The sequence below is a fragment of the Deltaproteobacteria bacterium genome (assembly GCA_019308925.1).
GTDB lineage: Bacteria > Desulfobacterota > B13-G15 > B13-G15 > RBG-16-54-18 > JAFDHG01.
The window spans coordinates 1-6177 of sequence record JAFDHG010000106.1; the positions used below are offsets into that span (position 1 = coordinate 1).

Annotated in this window: 7 protein-coding genes and 1 pseudogene; all 8 read left to right on the forward strand. The window is 47.0% G+C overall.

Translation table 11 applies throughout. The annotated features are described in order from the left end of the window. Window positions 1-141 (forward strand): hypothetical protein (locus tag JRI46_12295; GenBank protein MBW2040345.1); only part of this gene is annotated, 141 nt, incomplete at its 5' end. 1 nt (window position 142) lies between these two features. Then, window positions 143-601, forward strand: a complete 459-nt coding sequence (locus JRI46_12300; GenBank protein ID MBW2040346.1) for a type II toxin-antitoxin system VapC family toxin — start codon at window positions 143-145, stop codon at window positions 599-601. A gap of 285 nt (window positions 602-886) precedes the next feature. Next, entirely contained in the window at window positions 887-1282 is a 396-nt protein-coding gene (locus JRI46_12305; protein ID MBW2040347.1) for a hypothetical protein, read from the forward strand. Between the two features lie 151 nt (window positions 1283-1433). Beyond that, window positions 1434-2243 (forward strand): hypothetical protein, encoded by an 810-nt coding sequence (locus tag JRI46_12310; protein ID MBW2040348.1) that lies wholly within the window; start codon window positions 1434-1436, stop codon window positions 2241-2243. A gap of 430 nt (window positions 2244-2673) precedes the next feature. Further along, window positions 2674-3308: pseudogene (locus JRI46_12315) on the forward strand (polysaccharide biosynthesis protein). A gap of 201 nt (window positions 3309-3509) precedes the next feature. Next, the gene (locus tag JRI46_12320; protein MBW2040349.1) at window positions 3510-4802 is read left to right on the forward strand and encodes an IS1380 family transposase; all 1293 of its coding nucleotides are present in this window, start codon (window positions 3510-3512) and stop codon (window positions 4800-4802) included. Window positions 4803-5105: 303 nt separating this feature from the next. Then, window positions 5106-5390 (forward strand): AbrB/MazE/SpoVT family DNA-binding domain-containing protein, encoded by a 285-nt coding sequence (locus tag JRI46_12325; GenBank protein ID MBW2040350.1) that lies wholly within the window; start codon window positions 5106-5108, stop codon window positions 5388-5390. Beyond that, window positions 5374-5817, forward strand: coding sequence for a putative toxin-antitoxin system toxin component, PIN family (locus tag JRI46_12330; GenBank protein ID MBW2040351.1), 444 nt, complete (start codon window positions 5374-5376; stop codon window positions 5815-5817). Before JRI46_12325 ends, JRI46_12330 begins: the two co-directional genes overlap by 17 nt. Window positions 5818-6177 lie beyond the last annotated feature (360 nt).

The following is a 6177-nucleotide window of genomic DNA, read 5'->3' on the forward strand; positions in this document are numbered from 1 at the left end:
ACGCTGGAGGGGGAGAGGATCATCCTGAAACCGGTAAAAAAGAGACTGGCTGTCCGGCTATACGGCAAGCATAAGGACATTGATCTGCTAGCCGATCTAAAGGAAGAACATCGGCGAGAAATCAGGGGAGAACTACCATAGGATGACTGAGAAGATCATCCTTGACTCCTGGGCGGTGCTAGCATGGCTTCAAGGTGAACCATCAGGAGCGGTGATCAGAGATCTCCTCGAGTGGGCTGAGGGCGATGAAGATGCGGGGGTCAGGGCAAAAAGATCCTTGATAGATGGTCTGAGGCGGCCGAAGCTTCTCATCAACATCATCAATCTCGGTGAGGTATTTTACCTCATAGGAAGAAGAAAGGGAGAACAATATGCTCAGGAGACCATCGATGAGATTCGCACAGGCCCCATTGAGATCGTTCCAGCTACTGATGATCTCGTTCTTAAAGCTGCCTCGCTCAAGATCAAGCATACGATTGCCTATGCTGATGCCTTTGCCGTAGCTACCGCCATTGCCAAGGATGGCAAGTTGATCAGCGGTGACCCAGAATTAAGGGCTTTAAAGGAAACCACCATCTTATGGTTGGGTAAAAGGGATTAAATTGTCTTTAAAATAAGGCAAAATAGGAAAATTCAAAATCCCAGATTTCAAATAAATTCCAATGACTAATACCTCAAATTCAAAACGTTTTGATTTAGAGGAGAGAACTTTAAAATTCGCGAAAGAAGTGATGAAATTTATAAAAACTCTTCACAAAACCATAGCCAATACAGAAATAGCTCTCAAGTTTACCTCCCCCTTGTGTTCTGCTGGGGTTTTTGGTAGATTTTGGCACAATAGATTTCACCTTGTCTTACTTGAATCAAAGCAATGGAGGGGCATACAATGATTCAACCGTGGGGATCTAGAAAGGCATTCTGGCTCCTTTTCGTGGTGTGTGTTGGCGTAAGGGTTTACCTGTTTTTTAATACGTTCTTAATTGCCCGAGATAGCGTGCTCTATATTGCTATGGCCAATACGTTCCTTGAGGGTAGCTTTGTCGAGGCCTTACGCTATATCACGCCTCCCTTTTATCCACTCCTCCTGGCTGGGATGAAACTGGTGATAACAGATGCAGAGATCGCCGGCAAGCTGGTATCCCTATTGGCGGGAACGTGCGCATTCTTCCCCCTTTACTATCTCGGGAAAAGAATTTTTGAACAACGGGTTGTATTCATCGGCCTTTTTCCTGTTTGCCATACATCCCTTTTTGGTCCGATATTCCGCAGAAGTTCTCAGTGAGTCAACCTTTATTTTCCTGAGCGTTACGGGTCTTTGGTTATTATGGAAGGGACTGGATGAAAGGAGGTATATCTATTGTTTCTTTTCCGGAGTCATCCTTGGTCTCAGCTGCTTGACAAGGGCTTAAGGTCTTATCTGGGTTGGCGTTTTCGTGACTGTACCCATTGTTTTTTCTTGCTTACGACACAGGGAACCGATCCACAAAGGGAATTTATGGATTTTCTCTTTATTAGCAGCATTGGGGTTCTTTATTGTGATTGCTCCTTATATCTGCTTTCTTAAAGGCTTAACTGGCGAGTGGACGGTGAGACAGGGCGGCGCCGGGTCAATAATGAAGGGAACTGGCTACTCAGACTATGATGGCCTTTGGGGGGCTGTGATTGCCCTACTGAGTCATCCCTGGTTATTGCTGAAAAAACTGGGGTGGAACATGGGAAGGCTCCTCCCGTTGCTTCCAGAAACCATCTACTATCCTTTCTTTTTCTTCCTTGTGGTCGGCCTGGTGGCAAGGAGGCATACAGAACAGCATCTAAAAGGAGAACTCTATCTTGCCATTATTTGTCTGGTGTACATCCTTGGTCACTGTCTTCTGTATCTGAAGGTTCGGTACTTGCTTCCCATTGTCCCTTTTGCTCTTTTTTGGGCAGGCCAGGGCTTTTTGACGACTGTATCCTGGGCGCACAGGTTTTGTGCACGATATATTCCGAAATTAGTGGAACAGCACCGTGTGCTCGTTGTTACAATGTTCCTCATTTGTTTCACAGCGGGACTCACACTTCCCAAGACACTCCAGCCTCATCGATTGGAAAAACTTGATCGAAAAGAGATAGGACATAAAATCGCTGCCTTGTTCCATAGACACCCTGTAGTACTTGCAAGTGATGGTCGAATCGGATTTTACGCGAAAGGGAAGATCGTTAATATACCAAAAGTAAAGACTTTTGGTTCTTCTCCCATTTAGTTGATAAAAAAAGACTTATTGTCATATATATAAGTATTTAATGTCATAAAATCAAAGCACGGCAGAAATAACCGATTTTGTTTAACTGCTGATTGTATCTACCATATTTATCAATGCGTTATACAATCTTTAGATATGCACTCTCCTTATCTCATTTGTGTTTTAATAGTTCGCCAGAAATAAATAATGATATCGATTAGTTAGGCATAAATAATATCAACTAAATGGGAGAAGAGCCAGACTTTTACAGAATTTATTGAGTATGCCCAGAATAACGAGGTGGACATAATTGTCATGAATAGGAAACGAATAAACGACAAGAGGAGAATTGGTGATCTTTCCAGGGATTTTTTTGCGAATTCCGGGTCACCTGATCTTCAACTTCTTTTCATCTATCCATCTGACCACCAACAGGAGTCTTCACGTTTTTATGTTTACCGGTTACTTGGTGGAGAAAATCAAAATGTCCAGTGAATGTCAGGGGTTTAATGGAGAAGGTACAACGCGATTTGTGGCTGTCCGTTTCGGTAATGTGTTGGAGAGCAACGGCAGCGTGATCCCCTATTTCCGCCGTCAGATCGCCCGCGGGCCCGCGGCGGGCCAGTGACAGTGACCCATCCAGAGGTGACCCGCTATTTTATGACCATCCCCGAGGCGGCCCAGCTCGTCCTCCAGGCAGGGGCAATGGGCAAAGGGGGAGAGGTCTATCTGCTAGATATGGGGGAGCCGATAAAGATCCTGGACCTGGCGAAGGACCTCATCTCCCTCTCAGGACTGGTCTTGGGCGAGGACATCGATATCAAATTCATCGGTCTGAGACCAGGGGAAAAGCTCCATGAGAAATTGATAGCCGAGAAGGAGAGCCTTGCTACGACCCATCACCCCAAGATATTTGAGGTCAACAGCAGCCCAATAAAATGGGATATGCTTAAGGCTGATATCGAGGACTTTCTAACCAAGGTGAACAATAGAGATCGAGGAGCTATCCTGCAGATGCTTCAAAAGATCGTTCCAGACTATCATCCGGACAAAAAGGTGACAGAAGTGCAGGATGTCTATTTTTAAATTTTAGAAGAAGTGGTAATGGGGTCAGGTTCACCATTTGGCGTTTCCCTTCTTTTACGAAAAAGACTTGTAAAAAACAAAAACCCCCCAAATAGACATTGATTTTTGAAAGACAGAAAAACCCCTTTTGGTATAATGGTTTTGATGAGGTATAATCCTCACCCAAAGGGTGAAACCAAATAAACCAAAGGGGGTAGTAAGATGATACGGCAAACGGTGCTACCTTTCAAGCTTAAAAGGACACAGGAAGGGATTACTGCCAGGAGTGGCCTTGCGCTTTATGCCGAATTTTTCACAGCAATGGGTGTGGAGGCGTTGATCGATCGGCACCTGCCCCGGCCTGGTTCAGGCAGGGGATTTAAGGCGATCAGCTATATCAAGCCTCTTTCGATGATGTTATATGGGGGTGGGGAGAGTATTGAGGATGTGAGAGGGCTACGAGAGGATTCGCTCAGAGAGCTCATGGGGCTTAGGGGGATTCCCTCCTCATCTGCCATTGGGGACTGGCTCAGGCGGATGGGGCAGCGGGGTGGCATTGAAGGGATGGAGAGGGTCAATGATGGAATCACCAGGAAGGTGTTGCGCAAGGAGGATCGCAAGGGATACACGTTGATCGTTGATCCCACCATTATCGAATCACAAAAGCGAGAGGCGCAGATGACTTATTTGGGATGCAAGGGGTATCGACCTGTTATTGCCACGTTGAAGGAGAACGGGGTGGTCATTGCCTATGAATTTAAACAGGGCAATGACAATGGGGGCAGGCTGCGGATATTGAAAAGGGCCTTCAGCAAGATGCCCCAGGGCAAAAAGATAGAAAAGGTGTTGTTAGACGCTGAATATTACAGCAACGAGGTCATTGAGTATTTGGAGGACAAGGGGGTTCGATGGGCGATTTGTGTGGACAAGGATGCCTCGGTGATGGAGTCGATCAGGGCCATTGTTGAAGGGCAGTGGAGGCCTCTGGAGACATCAGATGGGATCATAACGGACAGGGAGGTGGCCGAGACGGTGCATACCACGAACAGGGGCAGGGGTGCGTTTCGTCTGGTTGTTGTGCGCTGGAAGGAGCGGCAGGGGGATCTTTTCCATGACACCTATCACTACCATTGTATTGCCACCAACATGGTTGAAGAAAGTGCTCAAGAAGTGGTATGGCGATACAACGGCAGGGCGCAGATAGAGAATCACATCAAAGAGATCAAGGCTGGGTTTGGGATGGAGTGGATGCCCAGTGGGGAGTTTGCTGCCAATGCGGTTCATTTTGCAATTGGGGTCATGACCTATAACCTTTTTATTGCCCAGAAGCTGCTGGCCATGCCTGAGGGGTGGCATACCAAGACCATCAAGAGTATCAGGTGGTTATTGGTGGAGGTGGGGGGAAAGCTGATCGAACATGGCAGGAGGATGGTTTTAAAGATAGCTGCGGGCATTGATAAATACAAGATCTATCTTGAGATAAGAAGGCGGACATATGAGTTAATGCTGGAATGAGGGCGATCGCTCTACAAGGGGAAGAGGGAACGATAGAGAAGATGGGTGGAGACGTGCGTCTAGGTCATTGTCTTTGGGCCGTCTGTGGTGTTTATTGAGACCTGTGAGGTATGGAGATGTGAGTGATACATAGGTAGAAAACCTTGAGCTCCTCTCTAAAAACCCTCCAAGGGGCAAAACAGAAGCCCGGGGAAGACCAATGTCTATTTTTGGGAAAAAGATAAACGTTGACACGGTGCAGCTATTTCTGACATAATTAACATAGGATGTAAGACATCCTACTTCCGATAACGGAGAGGGGATATGGCAGAGAAAAAGGCGATAGAGGTGGCTTTGCGTCTGAAAAGGCAGATCACTCTCCCAAGGGAAGTCTGTGAGCAGCTCAGGATTGCGCCTGGCGATAAGCTGGAACTGATCTTGGAGGGCGATGTTCTTATGGCCAGACCTAAAAAGGTGGTTGCGCTGGAGGCGCTAAAAGAGATCCGTGAGGCTTTTGAACGTTCTGGGATTACTGAGGAGGAACTCCAAGAGGCGGGTCGACAGGTGAGGGAAAAGGTCTTCAAGGAGCGCTATGCAACCAAAATATAGGTTGCGTGTCTTTCTGGATAGCAATGTCATCTTCTCAGGACTTTATTCCTCAGCGGGGGCACCTGGTAAGATCCTAGAATGGTTTATGGAAGGCAGGTTGATGATGGTTATATCTAAACAAGTGCTGGATGAAGTAGTGCGCACTATCAAGGAGAAACTTCCTGGGGCACTTCCGGCACTAAGGAAGCTACTGATAAGTACTCCTCCCGAGGTCACAAAAGATCCGCCACTTGAAGAGGTAACACTCTGGGCCAAGGTAATAGATGCGGAGGATGCTGCGATCCTCGCTGCAGCAGTAGCATCACAACCCAACTATTTGATCACTGGAGATAAACACTTTTTTGACAATCCTGACATCAGCGAGAAGTCTGGCTTAAATATTGTTACCCCGGCGGAGTTTGTGAAACGGTTAGCCTCTTCAAGGTGAAAAAAGATCTAGGGCCCAAAAGAGGTCTGCCCTTGCTCATGTCTCATCTATGGGACTAGTTAAGGGGATTACGGTGAAGGTGCTAGGTGGGGCACTGGAGTTTATCCAGCGGGGCAGGAGGCGAGAGGGGATGGAGGTTGAAACGGAGGGTGAAAAATAGGTGGTAAAGGGCCTATGCTCATCCAAAAGGCCCTGCGGGAGTTCACCCTCGACCGCATGCTCGCAAAGACCCAGAGGTTGTATGAGAAGGTGCTGAGCAAGTCTCTGACAGGGGCAAGAGGGTAGCAACTTTTAGAACGAAGAGGGGCTTGACAAGCGTTATTATTTTTCTTACAATAGAGTAAGAAAAAGAAAGGGGAA